This is a genomic window from Agromyces seonyuensis (assembly GCF_009789225.1).
Taxonomy (GTDB): Bacteria; Actinomycetota; Actinomycetes; order Actinomycetales; family Microbacteriaceae; genus Agromyces; species Agromyces seonyuensis.
Genome location: NZ_WSTA01000006.1, coordinates 23,697 through 38,771, shown reverse-complemented (window position 1 = coordinate 38,771; position 15,075 = coordinate 23,697). Strand labels below are relative to the sequence as shown.

The window sequence follows — 15,075 nt, the reverse complement described above, 5'->3', positions numbered from 1 at the left end:
TCGATTGCGTCTCGTCCGGGCGAGCACTGGGGTACGTCCACCGCGGCCGCCCATAAGATCACGCTGCGCGCCCCGAACCCGCGCACAAAGGACGAATGTTCATGACCAAGCGAACCCTCCGCACCACGGTCGCCGCGACCCTGCTCGCCGCCGCCGTGCCGCTCGTGCTCGTCGGGTGCGCCGACCCGGCGGCCGTCGCCGATGCCGCCCCGAGCACGGTCATCACTGAAGCACCCGTCGAGACGGGGGCGACCACGCCGGAACCGACGCCGACGGAGACGACGACCGCGGTGGATCCGGCCGATTACCGGTGGACCGCCGCGCTCGAGGAGCAGTTCGCGGGTCAGTTGGGCTCGAACGTCGACCTCGAGGACGGTGTGGTGTTCGACTCCCCCTCGGGCAACCTGCACTGCAAGATCGACCCCTCCGAGCGCACCGACGGCGGCGGTGCGGCGCTGCTCTACGGCTGCAGCATCGACGAGCGGGACTGGGAGTTCGCATCCGAATCCGAGGGCGACCCGTGCTATGGCGCGCAGATCGCGTGCGGGCGCGGCATCGAAGCCACTGCGGGCCAGGGAGTCTGGCCGCTCATGAACAGCGGCGTCTGGACGCCGAACGAGGTCGTCGACACCGGTCTCGTGCTCCCCTACGGCAGCGAGATCTCCTTCGAGGGCGTGACGTGCACGTCGGAAGAGGCCGGCGTGACGTGCATCGAGGATGACTCGTCGCACGGGTTCGCCATCGCACGCGACCGCAACGAGATCTTCTGACCGGCCTCGACGAGGCATCCTGAGCCCTGCCTGGGCCCGACTGGAGACTCGAGGGATCGTCGGGTAGGCTGTTCAGGTTGCCCGTGCGCCCTATTCGGGGCCTCCGCGGTGCGACGCATGCATTGAACCCTCCTGTCGCAGAAATACTGCGACCGTTTGAGTCCGAAGGAGGTGGGTGAGTCATGCACCAGTACGAGTTGATGGTGATCCTCGATCCCGAGATCGACGAGCGCACGGTTGCTCCCAGCCTGGACAAGTTCCTCAACGTCATCCGCAACGATGGCGGCACTGTCGACAACGTCGACATCTGGGGACGTCGTCGTCTGGCGTACGAGATCAACAAGAAGGCCGAAGGCATCTACGCCGTCGTCGACTTCCACGCCGAGTCCGCGACCACGGATGAGCTCGACCGCCAGCTGAACCTCAGCGAGGCCGTCATGCGCACCAAGGTCCTGCGCGCCGAGGCCGGCATCGCCCAGAAGGCCGCCGTGGCCAAGGCCGCCGAGGCCAAGGCCGCCAAGAAGGCCGCTTCCGCGGCCAAGGCGACTGCCAAGAAGGACGCCTAGTCCCGATGGCCGGCGAGACCGTCATCACCGTGGTGGGCAACCTCACCGCCGACCCCGAGCTGCGCTACACGCAGAACGGGCTGGCGGTTGCCAACTTCACCATCGCTTCCACTCCTCGTACGTTCGACCGCGCGTCGAACGAGTGGAAGGACGGCGAAGCGCTGTTCCTGCGTGCGAGCTGCTGGCGTGAATTCGCCGAGCACGTCGCAGGTTCGCTCACCAAGGGAACCCGTGTCATCGCCTCCGGGCGTCTCAAGCAGCGTTCCTACGACGACAAGGACGGCCAGCGCCGTACCGTCATCGAGCTCGAGGTCGACGAAGTCGGCCCGAGCCTGCGGTACGCGACCGCCAGTGTGACCCGTGCCTCCGGAGGAGGCGGCGGTCGCGGTGCGGTCGGCGGCGGCGGCTCGTATGGCGGCAACGCCGGCGGCCAGTCCTACGGCGGCGGCTCCGACGAGCCGTGGGCACCTCGCACTCCCGGTGGCAACGCCGGCGGCGACGTGTGGAACGCTCCGGGTACCGACTACTCGGACGAGACCCCCTTCTAGGCCTTCGGGCCGCGCGCACAGCGTGCCGAATCGGCACCGGCGGCGCGAAACCTCACGTATTTCAGAACAGGAAAGACTATGGCTGGAAAGAGCAGCGGCGACCGCCGCAAGCCCCGCGGAAAGGGCGCGAAGAACGCCGCCCCCGCGAAGTCCGTCAAGGTCGGCGTCATCGACTACAAGGACGTCGCGACCCTTCGGAAGTTCATCTCCGAGCGTGGAAAGATCCGCGCCCGCCGCATCACCGGTGTCTCCGTGCAGGAGCAGCGTCTCATCGCCAAGGCCGTCAAGAACGCCCGCGAGATGGCCCTTCTGCCCTACTCGGGCTCCGGCCGCTAAGGAGCACGAAAATGGCAAAGATCATCCTCACGCACGAGGTCAACGGCCTCGGTGCTCCCGGTGACGTCGTCGAGGTCAAGAACGGCTACGCCCGCAACTACCTCGTCCCCCAGGGCTTCGCCACGCCGTGGACCCGCGGCGGCGAGAAGCAGGTCGAGCAGATCAAGGCCGCCCGTGCGGCCCGCGAGCTCCACTCGCTCGAGGACGCCCAGGCCCTCAAGGCCTCGCTCGAGTCGACGAAGGTCAAGCTCACGGTGAAGGCCGGCCTTGGCGGCCGTCTCTTCGGCTCGGTCAAGCCCGCCGACATCGCCGCTGCGGTCAAGGCCGCCGGTCTCGGCGAGATCGACAAGCGCAAGGTCGAGATCCCCTCGGCCGTCAAGTCGACCGGTGACCACCAGGTCATCGCGAAGCTGCGCGACGACGTGTCCGCGACGATCACCCTCCAGGTGATCGCGGCCAAGTAAGTCGCACCCGCACGGAGGAGGCGGCGCCGGGCTCATGCCCAGCGCCGCCTCCTTCCGCATTCCGGGTCGCGCCCGGGATCGGAACGAAAGAGGCCCTGGGTTCCCCCAGGGCCTCTCGTCGTCGACGCGTCAGTTCAGGATGAACGTGTACGTCTTCGCGTTGCCGGCGACGTCGAACACCACGAGGGTGTTCTCACCCTGCACGGCGCCGAAGACGCCGGGCTTGATGAAGTTGACGTCGGACCAGACGTTGTCGGTCAGGTTCTTGACGACGCCGTTGAGCTCGACGCGGTCGATCTTCTGCGCGTCGTAGAGCTTGTACGAGACCAGGTCGTAGGCCCCGTTCGACGCCGCCTTCGTGAAGGATGCGCCGTCCTTCACCGTGGCCGTGGGCTTGGTCGCATCGATCGAGAACGCGAACGTGCCCGTCTTGGCGATGTTGCCGGCGAGGTCGGACGCGTTGTACTTGACCGTGTAGGCGCCGTCGGGGAGCGACACGGTCGCCGTGTGCGTCGCGGACTTCGCGCCGGAGGCGGCGGTCTGCGTGCTCTTGACGAGCTTCCCGTCCTGGTAGATGTTCGCGACGACCCGGGCGAGACCGCGCTCGTCCGTGGCATCCACCCGCACCTGGAGCGAGGGGAACGGACCGGCCGTGGTCGGCGTGACGAGCGTCGCGACCGGCTTGGTCACGTCGTTCGGCACCGGCACAGCGGCCCCCTCGGGAGCGGCCCAGTGGATGGCGCGGGCGAGGTCGCTGAACGCGCCGACCGGGTGGTTGCGGAACGTCGGGCTCGTGCCGAAGACGAACGCCTTCGAACCGGCAGGGCTCACCGCGGAGAACGCCGACGCCTTGCCGGCGGCATCCGCCTGCGAACGACCCGTCGACGACGCCCAGTGGCCGGAGACGAAGGGGTCGCCGCTCGCGTATGTCTGCTCGACGACGGCGTTCGCGCCGAGACCCGTGAACCACGTGAAGGGGTAGCCGAACGCGGTGTCCTGCGGGTAGTCGCCGAGCACGCCTTCGGCGGGGGTGTCGACGCGCATGATGCCGTTCGAGCCGCTGGTTCCTGTCGTCCCCGACGCGCTCGTGATGCCGTAGGTGTTCACGAAGGTCGAGCCGGCGGTTCCGCGACCGACGACGGGCTTGCCCGCCGCCAGGTAGGCGTCGAGCGCGGCGCGTCCCGCGGCCTGGGCGCCGCTGAAGGTGAGGTTCGAGCCCACGTAGAGCACGTCGATCGACGTCAGGTCGACGGCGCCCGACGTGATCGTCGCGGCGCTCACGGGGATCGCACCGGCGAACCCGAGCTTCGCGAGCGCATCGCGGTCCTCGAACGTGCCGGCGTAGCCGACGGTGACGGAGCTCAGCGCAGTGCTCTCCTCGTCGGCGAGGGCGAAGCCGTCGATCGCCGTGAAGTCGACGCCGTAGATCTCGGCGGCGGCCTCGGCGGCGGCGTAGCTCGCCGCGTCGGAACCGAGGATGATCGTGCCGTCAGCCAGCTGCGAGAGCGCGATGCCGTCCGCCAAGAGCTCGTTGACCGCCTGGTAGTCGGCGACGCCGCGCGGCTCGAACGAGAGGTAGGTGCCCGCGGCCGGGATCGACCCCGAGAGCGGGGCATCCTCGACCGGCACGAGCGCGGTCGTCGGAGCGGCATCCGTCGTCGAGCCGACCGACGCGACGTCGGCGCCCCAGAGGAGGGAGAGGCTCCACGCCGAGATGTCGTACATGTCGGGAACGCGCTCGGAGATGTCGCTGCCGTCGTCGAGCAGCACGTTCGCGAGCCCGCGGACGGGCTGATGCATGTCGACGTAGTAGGAGCCCGCCGCGTACGTCGTGCCGTCCGCGGTGAACGGCGCCGTCGTCCTCGAGACCTCGATGCCGTGCACGAGGAGCTGCTGCACGAGCGTCTCGGCGTCGGAGGCGGAGCGCTGCGTGTCGTCGACCGGGATGACGTAGGCGCGCGGGTAGTCGGCGTTGTAGACGTCCGTCTCGTCCCAGATCGAGGTCCACTCCGCGGGCACGCCGGGGGCGAGGTCCTCGGGCGCGACATCGGCCGGGATCACACGGCTCTCCTCGCCCGCGAGGCCGCGGCGGAAGATCTCGATCTGGTTGTCGAGCAGCGAGTCGCGGTGCTCCTGGACGTAGTCCGACACGGTGTCGACGACGATCTCGGCGACCTCGATGTTGATCTTGGCGCGCGCGGGCTGGTCGCCGCTGCGGCCGAGCGGGAGCTCGACCGTGTTCGTGATCGCGCCCTGGTACGCGACGTACTGCGGGGCGAAGATCGGGGGCCAGTCATCCCACCCGGCGCGCTGGTCGCGGAACGGGATGTTGATGAAGCCCGTGTTCGTGGTGGTCGTGGCGCCGGTGGAGGGGTTGTAGTACGTGTTGCCCGGGATGTTCGCCGCGGTCACGCGCTCCTCGATCTCGAGCGCCGTGGCGTAGGCGTGCGGGACGAAGAGGTCGTACTCGTAGTTCTCGCCGTGGGGCGGCCCGCACGGCTCGACCTGGAGCACGTTGGTGTAGCCGTGCAGGTCGATGAAGTAGGTCGGCTGCAGGATGCTCGCGAGGTCGCGGACGACGGATGCCTCGGCCGTCGCGCCCGTGATGAAGTCGCGGTTGGGGTCGTACCCGTTGGCGGTGGCGCGCTGTCCGAGCGCGCGGCCGTCGGGGTTGTTCGTGACCGTGAAGTACAGGCGGTTCTTCGAGATCAGGTCGAGCACCGCGGGGTCGTCGCTCGTCGCGAGGTCCTCGATGTAGTTGAGGGTCGCGTCCGTGCCCTCCCACTCGTTGCCGTGGATGTTGCCGTTGTACCAGATGGGCACCTTGTAGCCGGCCTGGAGGGCGCTGTCGGCGGATGCGGCCGCCGGGTCGTGCTTGATCGTGTCGCGCCACACCGCCTGCTGCGCGACCTCGGCCGCCGTCTCCGGCGCCGTGACGGTGACCATGTAGATGTCGCGGCCGAGGGCCGACTTGCCGACGACCTGCGCCGAGACGCGATTGCTCGACGCCATGACGCCGTTGAGGAAGGGCGCGATCTCGTCGTACGGCATGACGCCGCGCGCGATCGAGGCGTCGGTCGGCAGGTCGGGGACGACCTCGAGCACCGGCTGCGTGGGGTACTGCGCGGGCATCTGGATCTGCGGCGAGACCGGTCGGACGATGTCCAGGACCGGGGGCTCGACCGCGGCGAACGCGGGCGTTGCGATGACGGCCGACGTCAGGACGACGGCCGTCGTGCACACACCCGCGAGGGTACGTCTGAGCACGGGTACTCCATTCGGTTCTGCTGGCTCGCGGACGGGGCCCGGCGCGCGAGGTCGGCGTCCGCCGACTGGAGACCGGCGGATGCCTGTGTTTCAGTTGTGGCGAATCTATGGATTGCGTATTACGTCTGACAACCCCCCGGTTACGGGCGTGTGTCGGAGCGCAGCGAGCGCCGGGTCGTGATCACGCTGCGTCTACACCCGATCCGCCCTCGGCGGCAAGCGGTACCTGAGGAATGTTCGTGAGAGTTGTGCACAGGACACGCCGAAGGTGTGCACGGGTTCGGAATTGATTTCCACACACACCTGTGGAATCAGAAAACACCCGGTCAAGCTGGAATCACAGCGGTGTAGTTCGGCCTGATTCCACAGTTCTCCACAACCCCTGTCCACATCTTCTCCCCCACCTCCGCGCAATTGTCCCCAGAGTTATCCACAGGCCGGGTTGCGCTGTGGATCGGCGCTACATAGCGTGAGTCCGCGCACGAACCCGGGGGCGTCCGTGCGTGTCACCGATGGATGTCGGCGGTCGGTGCTGGACTGTTCACGTCGAAGCGAAGAGTGCAGGCCGGGCGCTGTTCGTCGTGCCTGCGTCATCCATGCACGAGGAGAAAGCTGAGGAAGCCCGAGTTGTCGATCGCGCACCTGGTACCCGAATCCGGAGACGTCCGTCACGGCGCCGAGCGCACCCCTCCGCACGACCTCCTCGCCGAGCAGTCCACGCTCGGCGCGATGATGCTCTCCACCGACGCCGTCGCGAACGTCGTCGAGACCCTGCGCGGGGTGGACTTCTACATCCCCAAGCACGAGGTCATCTTCAACGCCCTCCTGAACCTCTACTCGCACGGCGAGCCGACCGACGTCATCGCCGCGACCGACGAGCTGACGAAGTCGGGCGAACTGGGCCGCGCGGGCGGCGTGGAGTACTTGCACACCCTCACCGCGATCGTGCCGACCGCGGCGAACGCCGGCTACTACGCCGAGATCGTCGCCGAGCGCGCGCTGCTGCGCCGGCTCGTCGACGCCGGCACCCGCATCGTCCAAATGGGGTACTCCGGCGAGGGCGAGGTCGTCGACCTCGTGAACAACGCGCAGGCCGAGATCTACTCCGTCACGGGGTCCGTCGAGACCGAGGACTACGTCCCGCTCGGCGAGGCCGTCACCCAGGCCATCGAGGAGATCGAGGCGGCCAAGCACACCGACGGCAAGATGACCGGCGTGCCGACGGGGTTCGCGGAGCTCGACGACCTCACGAACGGCCTCCACCCCGGCCAGATGATCATCGTCGCCGCCCGACCCGCCATGGGAAAGTCGACGCTCGCGCTCGACTTCGCGCGGGCTGCGGCCATCCACCACGACGCGCCCACCATCGTCTTCAGCCTCGAGATGGGCAAGTCCGAGATCGCGATGCGACTGCTCTCGGCCGAGGCGTCCATTCCGCTCCAGTCGATGCGCAAGGGCACCGTCGACTCCCGCGATTGGTCGACGATCGCCCAGGTGCAGGGCCGCATCGCGGGTGCGCCGCTCTACATCGACGACTCCCCCAACATGACCCTCGTCGAGATCCGGGCGAAGTGCCGCAAGCTCAAGCAGCGCGTCGGGCTCAAGATGATCATCATCGACTACCTCCAGCTCATGACGAGCGGCAAGCGCGTCGAGAGCCGCCAGCAGGAGGTCTCGGAGTTCTCGCGTGCGCTGAAGCTGCTCGCGAAGGAGCTGCAGGTGCCGGTCATCGCGCTCTCGCAGCTGAACCGTGGCCCCGAGCAGCGCGCCGACAAGATGCCCGCGATCAGCGACCTCCGCGAATCGGGCTCGATCGAGCAGGACGCCGACATGGTGATCCTGCTGCACCGCGAAGCGGCCTACGAGCGCGACAGCCCCCGAGCCGGCGAGGCCGACCTCATCGTCGCCAAGCACCGCAACGGCCCGACCCGCACCGTGACCGTGGCGTTCCACGGCCACTTCTCCCGCTTCGCCGACATGCAGCAGCTCACCTGATTCCCACCGGATGACGGCGAGCCGCGTCGGCGGCCCCCGAAGAACCCGAGACAACCCGGAACACATCGGGCCCCGCCGCGAGGCGGGGCCCGATCCATTGAGGAACGCGCGATGCCGGACTGCTCGGCCTTCGTCGCCCGCTTCGCGACCGGCCGGCGCCCGCTGTACGACTCCCTCGGGTTCTCGCGCGGGGACATGACGGGACGCTTCCGCATCGTGCCGGCGACGTCTGGAGCAGGCGAAGCCCGTGGACTGAACCGCCCGGCTCGGTGCGGAAGCGCCGAGAAGCCGGGTCCGTTCTCGGACGGGACGGACTGCGTTGTCGACGCCGTCCTCGGGCGGGCGACGGAATCCCCGGGGTCCTTGTAGGTTGGCACCCGCCGGACGGGCCGCCGCTCGGCCGCAGGTTCCTGGGGTGGGAGGACGGTCGATGACGGAGGCGGTACCGCGCACGAGACGTGCGCCCGATGTGCGGCGCGTCACCGGCGTCGCGTCGATCGTGGTCGCGGTCGCGCTCGCCTTCGAGGGGGCGCGGCAGTTCTTCGAGGGCGCCCGGCCGGGGCTCACCGACGCTGCCGGGCTCGAGGCGTACTTCGAACGCACGGCGAACGGGACGCTCGCCGTCGTGCTCGCCGACTCGATCCTCATGACGAGCCTCATCGTGTTCTTCGGCGGGTTCCGGCAGCTGGTCACCTCCCGCAACCCCGAGCTGTCGTGGGTCGCCGACATCGGCTTCGGCGCGGGACTCGTCTACGTGGCTGTCACCCTCGTCGGCGACGCCATGTCCGGCGGAGCCGGGCTCGACGCCGCCGAAGGGCAGGCCGACGGGGTCGTCATCCGCGCGCTCATCGAGGGGCACATGCTCCTGTTCGGCTCGATCGGATGCATCCTGACCGCGCTCGTCATGGCGTCGGCGGGCTACCTCGTGCGCATGACCGCGGTGCTGCCGCTCTGGACGGCCGTCTTCGCGTACGTCGCCGCCGCCCTGAACCTCGCCGCGGTGCCGACGATGTTCGGCGGGACCGACGAGGCCGACCTCTTCTCGGTCGGCGGGTGGGCGAACGCCGTGCTCGCGGTGTTCCCGTTCCTGCTGTGGGTAGTGATCGTCGGCATCCACACGATCAGCGGCACGGTGCACCACGACGCGTGGCGCCGGCGCAAGCGGCTCCCGGAGACCGGCCGGACCGGCTGACCGGCTGACGGCTGACGCGACTAGCGGGCGGCGTCGAGCGCGGCCGCCGTGATGAGGCGGAGCTTGTCGGCATCGGCGGGCTCGGGCGCCGGGTGGTAGATCGCGACGGTCAGCTGCTGCGCCTCGGCGACGATGAGCTTCTCGCGATGCAGGTGCACGAGTCCGACGACCGGATGCTCCAAGCGCAGCAGCGCCCCGCGCCGGCCGCCGATGTCGTGGCGGTCCCACAGCCGCCGGAACCGCGGGCTCGAGAGGGAGAGCTGTCCGACGAGTTCGATGAGCCGCGGGTCTTCGAGGTCGGTGCCGACGGACTGGCGGAAGGAGGCGACGATCCCCTCGGTCGCCTGGTCCCAGTCCACGAAGAGGTCGCGCTCGTCGGGGTCGAGGAACACGTCGAGGAGCCGGTTGCGGCCGACGACGAGCCGGGGCGAGAGCGCCGCGGCGGGCGCGTTCGCGGCGAGCACGTCGAGGTAGCGGCCCTCGACGAAGGCGGGCAGCGGCAGGTCGGCGACGAGCCGTTGGACGCCGATCGGCACGGTCACCGCGGGCGGACGGCGACGGCGGGGACGCGTCGGCGCGGTGCCGAGCCGGAGCAGATACGCGGTGCTCTCGTCATCCAATCGGAGCACCCGGGCGACGGCTTCGAGCACCTGGGCGGACGGGTTGCGGTAGCGGCCCTGCTCGAGCCGGAGGTAGTACTCGTTGCTGATGCCCGCGAGCATCGCGACCTCCTCACGGCGCAGTCCGGGCACCCGGCGCACGCCGGAGACGGGGATGCCCGCCTGCTCCGGGGTCACGAGATCGCGGCGGGCGCGCAGGAACTCGCCGAGGGAGTTCGTCGCGTCGTCCACACCTCACCCTAGGCACGGGGTGCGGCCGGCCGCATGGGCGTGCCGCTACCAGGAACGCGGCGGCACTGGTTGGCGCCCGGCGCGCGGCGGAGGCTGGAGGCACCCCAGAGATACGGAGAATCGCATGCCTGCCCCTCGAGTCCTCGTCACCGGTGGATCCGGTTTCATCGCCGGCCACGTCATCCTCGCCGCCCTCGACAGCGGTGCCCAGGTGCGCGCGACGCTGCGCTCGCTCGACACGGCGGACCGCGTCCGCACCGAGCTCGAGCGCGCCGGGATGCCGGCCGACGCGCCCCTGACGTTCGTCGTCGCCGACCTGCTCGCCGACGACGGTTGGGCGGCCGCGACCGACGGCATCGACGTGGTGCTGCACGTCGCGTCCCCGGTCATGCCGGGGCATGTCGAGCACGAGGACGACGTCATCGTGCCCGCTCGCGAGGGCACGCTCCGGGTGCTGCGCGCGGCGCGGGACGCCGGCGTGCCGCGCGTCGTGCTGACGAGTGCGTTCCACGCCGTGAGCTGGGGGCACCCGCACGACGCGCACGTCTTCACCGAGGACGACTGGACGGTGCTCGACGGCCCGGGCGTGGACGCGTACGGGAAGAGCAAGACCCTCGCCGAGCGGGCCGCATGGGAGTTCGTCGAGCGCGAACCGGACGCGCCCGCGCTCACGACGATGCTGCCGGTCGCCGTCATGGGGCCGCTGCTCGGCGGCGCCGTGTCGGGCGCGAACCACATCGTGCAGAACCTGATCGAGGGCGACCTGAAGACCCTCCCCGACCTCTACATCCCCATCGTCGACGTCCGCGACGTGGCCCGCGCGCATGTGCTCGCCATGACGAACCCTGATGCGGCCGGGCAGCGCTTCCTGCTCTCCAACGGGCCCGCGCTCTCCATGCGCGACATCGCGACGACGATTCGCGACGACCTCGGCGATGCCGCGCCGAACGTGTCGACGCGCGCGGTGCCGAACTTCGTCATCCGCATCGCCGCGCTGTTCTCTGCGCAGGCGCGCTCGGTCGTGCCCGACCTCGGCTGGTCGAAGCGCACCTCGAACGAGCGGGCCCGCCGGGTGCTGGGCTGGGCGCCCCGCGACCCGCGCGAGGCCGTCCGCGCCGCCGCGGAGAGCCTCGTCGGGCGGCGCCCTGCCGGCATCCGGTAGGCGCGAAGGCCGATTCGGCGCTCGATTCTCGAATCGATTCGATAAACTCGGGAGGGCCCGGCGACCGCCGCGTGCCGCTCCCGCCGACTTCCCGTTCGAGAACCCGATGGCCAGAACCCTCACCAGCGGCGCGCCCTGGCGCGTCATCCTCGTCTTCGCCGTGCCGCTGCTCGTCGGCAACGTCGTGCAGCAGCTCTACCAGGTCGCCGACGCGATCGTCGTCGGCCGCCATCTCGGCGTCGACTCGCTCGCCGCCGTCGGCGCGACCGGCAGCCTCCTGTTCCTGCTGCTCGGATTCGCGTGGGGCGTCACGTCGGGCTTCGCGATCCCGACGGCGCAGGCGTACGGCGCGCGCGATCACGACGCCGTCCGCAGGTCGGTCGCGATCGGCACGGCGCTCACCGGGGCGATGAGCGTTCTGCTGACGGTCGGCGCCCCGCTGCTCGCCGAGCCGGCGCTGCGGCTCATGCAGACGCCGGAAGAACTGCTGCCCGAGGCCGTCGTGTTCACCCAGGTGAGCTTCCTCGGCGCCGCCGCGATCATGTTCTTCAACTACCTGTCGGCGATCATCCGCTCGATCGGCGACTCGCGCACGCCGCTCGTGTTCCTCGCGATCGCGTGCGCGCTCAACGTCGGGCTCGTCGTCCTGATGGTCGGCCCGCTCGACTGGGGCGTCGCCGGGGCCGCGCTCTCCACGGTCGTCGCGCAGGCCGTCTCGGTGCTGCTCTGCCTCGAGTACGCGCGCCGTCGGCTGCCCGTGCTGCACCTGACGCGGGCGTCCTGGCGCTTCCCGAAGGCGGAGCTCCTCGAGCACCTGCGGGTCGGCCTGCCGATGGGGTTCCAGGCCTCGATCATCGCGATCGGCACGATCTCGGTGCAGGTCGCCTTGAACACCCTCGGCGCGGACGCGGTGGCCGCGTACACGACCGCTTCGCGCGTCGACTCGATCGCCGTCGCCCTGCTGCAGTCGATCGGCCTCGCCGTGTCGATGTTCGCCGCCCAGAACTACGGTGCCCGCCGCCCCGACCGCATCCGCCGCGGCGTCGTGCAGTCCGTCTGGATGTCGATCGCCGCATCGGTGCTGCTCGGCGCGATCCTCATCGCGTTCGGCGCGCAGCTCGTGCGTCTCTTCGTCGGCGACGGCGCTGACGCGGTGGTCGACCAGGCGGCGACGATGCTCGCCGTCAACGGCTTCACCTACTCGGCGCTCGGCGTGCTCTTCGTGCTGCGCGGCGCCCTGCAGGGCCTCGGCCGCACCGTCGTGCCCACCGTCACCGGGGTCGTCGAGCTCGTGATGCGGGTCGGCGCGGCCGTCGCGCTCGGCGCGGTGTTCGGCTTCGTCGGCGTCGTGTGGAGCAACCCGCTCGCGTGGCTCGGCGCCGTCGCACTGCTCATCCCCGCGTACGCGATCGAGCACCGTCGGCTCGCGCGGATGCGCGTCGAACCGCGCACCGCGACCCCGACGACCCCGATCCCCGTCATCGGGCCCGTCGACGGCTCCATGACCGTGGATGCGGTGGTCACCGGTGCGATCCCCGTCCAGGAGCCGAGGCTCGCCTCGCTCGACCTCGCGGGGCGGGCGCGGCGCGGGATGCTGCGCCGGGACGCCCGACCGAGAACCCGGGCGCGGCGCTGACGGCGCCGTCCGGCACCGCGCGGATCAGGCCCGACCGGCGCCCTCCTGCCGGAGCACCGCCGCGAGCTTGATGCGGTAGACCGCGAGCACGGCGAACAGGGCGTTCACGTCGAACTTCTCGCCCGTCGGGTCCTCCAGTTCCTTCAGCCGGATCGGCCGGATCTTCGCGACCTCGGCGACCTGCTTGTGGGTGGCCCGGCCGCGGGTCTTGACGAGCAGATCCGCCAGTGCGGCGCGGTCGCCGAGCACCCGGTGCGTCTCCCGCGCGAGGTCGATGCGGCTGTGCCCGATGTGCAGGTGCCCGCAGTGGGTGCACCAGTACCAGTTCGTCGTCGGGTCGTCGCGGAGGTTGCCGGGGATCTCGCTCTCGCTGCGGTAGCGCCGCTTGAACTCCCAGCGACCGCCGCGGTCGGTCTTGCACTCGCGCGGCGCCGCGGCCGCGTCGGCATGCGGTTCGGCGAGCCCGGCGCACCGCGGCGAGCAGTGCAGGCCGAGGTAGACCGGCGCGCCCGGGCCGCCGAGCTTCTTCGCGCAGGCCTTGCAGCGCTGGCGTTCCGGGAAGAGCTTCTCGGGCATCGGTCGGCGGTCTCCTGTCTCGGCGCGGGGCGCCCGTGATCGTTGCGGGACAGAGCGAACCTAGCGAGCACCTCGGACGCCGAGAGTCCGGCCCGACCGCCCGCCGGCCGCTGACCCGCGATCACCTCGGAAGACCCGGCGCTCGACACCCGGCCGTGCGCGGGTGTTGACTCCACGGCATGACGGATGCCACTCCGAGCCCGGTTCCCTCTCCTCGCCCGATCCGCCGCGCCCTCGGCGCCGTCCTGCTCGTGAACGCGGTGCCCCACGGAGTCGCCGGGGTGCAGGGCCGCCCGTTCCCGAGCCCGTTCTCCGAGGAACCGGGAGTCTCGCCGTCGAGTCCCGCAGCGAACGTCGCCTGGAGCGCCGTCAACGCCGTCGGCGGCCTGTGGATGCTCCGCGGCGGAGCGCGTACCCGGCGCGAGCGGGTCGCCGTCGGCGTCGGGGCGGTCGCGATGGCGTTCGTACTCGCGTCGTGGTTCGGCGGCGTAGACGAACGGTCCCGGCCGGGTGCGCGGCGCCGGTAGCGATGCATCGTCCGGAACCGATCGGGCTCGCCGAGCGGGAACGCGTACTGCGCACGACGGACGATTGGAAGAGAAGGGAGTCGGTCGGTGACTGCACTGCAGCGACTCGAGCCCGGCATGCGGGTCGTCGTGCGGTACATCCTGCCCACCGGCCAGGCGACCGACGCGCTCGGCCCGTTGGTCACGATCGACGAGCGCGAACTCGTGGTCGACGGCAAGCGCGGTCTCGAGACGATCCCCCGCGGCGCGGTGATCGCCGCCAAGGAGGTTCCGCCCGCTCCGGCGCCGCGACCACGCGGCTGAGCGCGGCGGAGACGATCGGTCCTGAGGGGTTCCGCCGCGCCGGTAGCGATGTATCGTCCGGTATCGGCGGAGGGGCGGGAAGCAGGTCACCCGACCCGTCGGTCGAGTAGCGCAGCGTATCGAGACCCGGCGGATCGACTTCCAGGGTCTCGATACGCTCCTGCGTCGCTACTCGACCGGCGGTGGGGGCGGGTCTCGATACGCTCCTTCGTCGCTACTCGACCGGCGGTGGGGCGGGTCTCGATACGCTCCTTCGTCGCTACTCGACCATCGAGGAGGTTGCAATGAACACGCAAGGGAACGACACCGGCGGGGCATTCGGTGGGCCGCGCGGCTTCGGCGGCGACGGCGGCTTGGGCGGGGCGAATCTCTGGGATGCGCTGCAGGGGCTCCGCGACACGTTCGAGCAGAAGGTCGGGCCGCGCATGGGCCGCGGCGACGTGCGCACGGCGATCCTGGCGCTGCTCGCGGTGGAGCCGATGCACGGGTACCAGCTCATCCACGCGATCGAGGAGCGCACCGGCGGGCTCTGGAAGCCGAGCCCCGGCTCCGTCTATCCGACGCTGCAGCTCCTCGCCGACGAGGGGCTCGTGACGGCCGAGGAGGCGAACGGCAAGAAGGTCTACTCGCTCACCGACTCAGGGCGCGAGGCCGCGGATGCCGCGGCGGACTCCGCTCCCTGGGCGAGCCCGGCCATGGCGGATGCCCGTCGCTCCGGCGAGCTGCCGAAGGCGGGCATGAAACTCGCGCAGGCGGTCGCCCAGGTCGCGCGGGGCGGCACCCCGGAACAGGCCGAGCAGGCGGTCGCCGTGCTCGACGAGGCCCGGCGTAAGCTCTATTCGATCCTCGCCCAGGACTGACCGGATGCCGTCGGCCGGCGGC

15 protein-coding genes are annotated in these 15,075 nt (G+C 70.4%); 12 read left to right on the top strand and 3 right to left on the bottom strand.

Going from position 1 to position 15,075, the window contains the following annotated elements:
* Positions 1-101 precede the first annotated feature (101 nt).
* The 5 genes from GB864_RS02510 (at position 102) to rplI (ending at position 2,684) form a co-directional block, all read left to right on the top strand.
* Positions 102-770, top strand: a complete 669-nt coding sequence (locus GB864_RS02510) for a hypothetical protein (protein ID WP_160422775.1) — start codon at positions 102-104, stop codon at positions 768-770.
* A gap of 182 nt (positions 771-952) precedes the next feature.
* The gene (gene rpsF, locus GB864_RS02505) at positions 953-1,336 is read left to right on the top strand and encodes a 30S ribosomal protein S6 (RefSeq protein ID WP_160422774.1); all 384 of its coding nucleotides are present in this window, start codon (positions 953-955) and stop codon (positions 1,334-1,336) included.
* Between the two features lie 5 nt (positions 1,337-1,341).
* Entirely contained in the window at positions 1,342-1,884 is a 543-nt protein-coding gene (locus GB864_RS02500) for a single-stranded DNA-binding protein (protein WP_160422773.1), read from the top strand.
* 78 nt (positions 1,885-1,962) lie between these two features.
* Positions 1,963-2,220 carry a 30S ribosomal protein S18 gene (gene rpsR, locus GB864_RS02495; protein ID WP_160422772.1) on the top strand — a complete coding sequence of 86 codons (258 nt, stop codon included), beginning with the start codon at positions 1,963-1,965 and terminating at the stop codon, positions 2,218-2,220.
* An 11-nt stretch (positions 2,221-2,231) separates the two neighbouring features.
* Positions 2,232-2,684, top strand: coding sequence for a 50S ribosomal protein L9 (gene rplI / locus GB864_RS02490; protein WP_160422771.1), 453 nt, complete (start codon positions 2,232-2,234; stop codon positions 2,682-2,684).
* A 129-nt stretch (positions 2,685-2,813) separates the two neighbouring features.
* Here rplI and GB864_RS02485 read toward each other — a convergent pair whose 3' ends face one another.
* Complete coding sequence (locus tag GB864_RS02485) at positions 2,814-5,951, bottom strand: M14 family zinc carboxypeptidase (protein ID WP_160422770.1); 3,138 nt, start codon at positions 5,949-5,951, stop codon at positions 2,814-2,816.
* Positions 5,952-6,578: 627 nt separating this feature from the next.
* Between GB864_RS02485 and dnaB the strand changes: the two genes are divergently transcribed.
* Together dnaB and GB864_RS02475 are read left to right on the top strand one after the other, a co-directional pair.
* Positions 6,579-7,946: a replicative DNA helicase gene (gene dnaB / locus GB864_RS02480; protein WP_272898145.1), complete on the top strand. Its 1,368-nt coding sequence runs from the start codon at positions 6,579-6,581 to the stop codon at positions 7,944-7,946.
* A 430-nt stretch (positions 7,947-8,376) separates the two neighbouring features.
* Complete coding sequence (locus tag GB864_RS02475) at positions 8,377-9,138, top strand: hypothetical protein (RefSeq protein ID WP_160422768.1); 762 nt, start codon at positions 8,377-8,379, stop codon at positions 9,136-9,138.
* Between the two features lie 20 nt (positions 9,139-9,158).
* Here the strand turns inward: GB864_RS02475 and GB864_RS02470 are convergent, their stop codons facing one another.
* Positions 9,159-9,989: an MmyB family transcriptional regulator gene (locus GB864_RS02470; protein WP_160422767.1), complete on the bottom strand. Its 831-nt coding sequence runs from the start codon at positions 9,987-9,989 to the stop codon at positions 9,159-9,161.
* 124 nt (positions 9,990-10,113) lie between these two features.
* Between GB864_RS02470 and GB864_RS02465 the strand changes: the two genes are divergently transcribed.
* Together GB864_RS02465 and GB864_RS02460 are read left to right on the top strand one after the other, a co-directional pair.
* A complete protein-coding gene (locus GB864_RS02465; protein ID WP_160422766.1) occupies positions 10,114-11,151 on the top strand; it encodes an SDR family oxidoreductase in 1,038 nt (345 codons plus the stop codon).
* Between the two features lie 106 nt (positions 11,152-11,257).
* Positions 11,258-12,787, top strand: a complete 1,530-nt coding sequence (locus tag GB864_RS02460; protein WP_160422765.1) for an MATE family efflux transporter — start codon at positions 11,258-11,260, stop codon at positions 12,785-12,787.
* Between the two features lie 24 nt (positions 12,788-12,811).
* Here the strand turns inward: GB864_RS02460 and GB864_RS02455 are convergent, their stop codons facing one another.
* A complete protein-coding gene (locus GB864_RS02455; RefSeq protein WP_160422764.1) occupies positions 12,812-13,363 on the bottom strand; it encodes a hypothetical protein in 552 nt (183 codons plus the stop codon).
* A gap of 179 nt (positions 13,364-13,542) precedes the next feature.
* On the opposite strand from GB864_RS02455, the gene GB864_RS02450 reads away from it, so the two are divergent.
* From GB864_RS02450 to GB864_RS02440, 3 genes are all read left to right on the top strand, one after another.
* Positions 13,543-13,890 carry a hypothetical protein gene (locus tag GB864_RS02450; protein ID WP_160422763.1) on the top strand — a complete coding sequence of 116 codons (348 nt, stop codon included), beginning with the start codon at positions 13,543-13,545 and terminating at the stop codon, positions 13,888-13,890.
* A gap of 87 nt (positions 13,891-13,977) precedes the next feature.
* The gene (locus GB864_RS02445) at positions 13,978-14,193 is read left to right on the top strand and encodes a putative acetyltransferase (RefSeq protein ID WP_336603842.1); all 216 of its coding nucleotides are present in this window, start codon (positions 13,978-13,980) and stop codon (positions 14,191-14,193) included.
* A gap of 284 nt (positions 14,194-14,477) precedes the next feature.
* Positions 14,478-15,053 (top strand): PadR family transcriptional regulator, encoded by a 576-nt coding sequence (locus tag GB864_RS02440; RefSeq protein ID WP_160422762.1) that lies wholly within the window; start codon positions 14,478-14,480, stop codon positions 15,051-15,053.
* The last annotated feature ends 22 nt before the right edge of the window (positions 15,054-15,075 follow it).

Coding starts and splice junctions, on each gene's coding strand:
- GB864_RS02510 (WP_160422775.1), top strand. CDS start 102: ATGACCAAGCGAACCCTCCGCACCACGGTCGCCGCGACCCTGCTCGCC.
- rpsF (WP_160422774.1), top strand. CDS start 953: ATGCACCAGTACGAGTTGATGGTGATCCTCGATCCCGAGATCGACGAG.
- GB864_RS02500 (WP_160422773.1), top strand. CDS start 1,342: ATGGCCGGCGAGACCGTCATCACCGTGGTGGGCAACCTCACCGCCGAC.
- rpsR (WP_160422772.1), top strand. CDS start 1,963: ATGGCTGGAAAGAGCAGCGGCGACCGCCGCAAGCCCCGCGGAAAGGGC.
- rplI (WP_160422771.1), top strand. CDS start 2,232: ATGGCAAAGATCATCCTCACGCACGAGGTCAACGGCCTCGGTGCTCCC.
- GB864_RS02475 (WP_160422768.1), top strand. CDS start 8,377: ATGACGGAGGCGGTACCGCGCACGAGACGTGCGCCCGATGTGCGGCGC.
- GB864_RS02465 (WP_160422766.1), top strand. CDS start 10,114: ATGCCTGCCCCTCGAGTCCTCGTCACCGGTGGATCCGGTTTCATCGCC.
- GB864_RS02460 (WP_160422765.1), top strand. CDS start 11,258: ATGGCCAGAACCCTCACCAGCGGCGCGCCCTGGCGCGTCATCCTCGTC.
- GB864_RS02455 (WP_160422764.1), bottom strand. CDS start 13,363: ATGCCCGAGAAGCTCTTCCCGGAACGCCAGCGCTGCAAGGCCTGCGCG.
- GB864_RS02450 (WP_160422763.1), top strand. CDS start 13,543: ATGACGGATGCCACTCCGAGCCCGGTTCCCTCTCCTCGCCCGATCCGC.
- GB864_RS02440 (WP_160422762.1), top strand. CDS start 14,478: ATGAACACGCAAGGGAACGACACCGGCGGGGCATTCGGTGGGCCGCGC.